This window comes from Propioniciclava sp. (assembly GCF_029977985.1).
GTDB lineage: Bacteria > Actinomycetota > Actinomycetes > Propionibacteriales > Propionibacteriaceae > Propioniciclava.
Window position 1 is genome coordinate 1 of sequence record NZ_JARKOT010000122.1, and the last position, 1351, is coordinate 1351.

Annotated in this window: 1 protein-coding gene; it reads left to right on the forward strand. The window is 70.5% G+C overall.

Translation table 11 applies throughout. The annotated features are described in order from the left end of the window. A partial coding sequence (gene tssI / locus Q1K57_RS07965; protein ID WP_300080700.1) for a type VI secretion system tip protein TssI/VgrG occupies window positions 1–1351 on the forward strand: 1351 nt, incomplete at both ends.

The window sequence follows — 1351 nt, forward strand, 5'->3', positions numbered from 1 at the left end:
GCCCTGGCCCTGCTCGCCCACCGCAGGAACAGCCGGGTCTGGCAGGACAAGAGCGTCGTCGAGATCGTCACGGACCTCCTCGCCGAACACCAGGCCGCCAACCCCGCCTTCCGCCGCAGCTTCGCCCTGCGCGACGCCACCCGGCAACGCTACCCCCAGCGCTCCTACTGCCTGCAATACCGCGAAACGGATCTGGACTTCCTCACCCGTCTGCTTGCCGAAGAAGGCATCGCCTGGCGCTACGTCCACGGCCCGGACCCGGATCTTTCCCATCGCGACGCTGACGCCCCCATTGACGACGGCGTTCCCCGCCACACCCTCGTCCTGTTCGACGACAACTTTTCCTTGCCCGTCCTCACCCCCGAACGCGAGATCGGCCGCACCGGCCGCTTCGTTCCGGCCGGAATCCGCTTCCACCGCGCCGCCGGCGTCGAAGCCGACGACGCCCTCGACGTCTGGCACGGCACCCGGCAAGTGCAGAGCGGCAAAAGCACGCTCCTTGCCTACGATTACAAGAACGTCGCCGCCCACCTCGGCGGCGACACCGCCGCGACCGCCCAAGGCCAGGCCGGCGATCCCCTCTCGGCCGCCCTGGAGGACTACGACCCACAGACCCTCTACTACGGCAGCGACCCGGGCGAGATGGCCCGCTATGCCGCCCTGCGCCAGCAGGCCAAGGACCGCGCCGCCAAGACCTTCACCGGCGAGGGCAGCGTCCGCCGCCTCGCCGCCGGCGGCTGGTTCCCGCTCGCCGACCACCCGAACCACGACCCCGATCCCGAGAAAGACCGCCAGTTCCTCGTCACCCGGCTCACCCTCGCCGCCCGCAACAACCTCCTGCCCGAGGCCGACGACCCGTTTCCGCTGCCCGACGGCAGCCTGCTCGCCGCAGGAGGGGATAAGGGAGACGAAACCCAGGGCCCCACCCCCTACCGTGCCCGCCTCGAAGCGATCCGCCGGCACATCCGCGTCGTCCCCGACTACACCCGCACCGCCCACCAGAAACCCACCGCCCCCGGCGGCACTACCGCCACGGTGGTCGGCCCCGACGGCGAAGAGATCCACACCGACGCACACGGACGGATCAAGCTGCAGTTCCACTGGCAGCGCAAGGAAGACCACCCCGACGGCGGCGCCGACGGGGACGAGCGTTCCTCCACCTGGGTGCGCGTCGCGTACCCCAGCGCCGGGGCCGCCTGGGGCAGCCAATACATCCCCCGCATCGGCCAGGAAGTCCTCGTCAGCTTCCTCGAGAACGATATCGACCGCCCGGTGGTCACCGGCGTCCTCTACAACGGCACCCACCGTCCTCCCGAGTTCTCCGCCGCCGGACGCCTGCCGGCCAACAAGA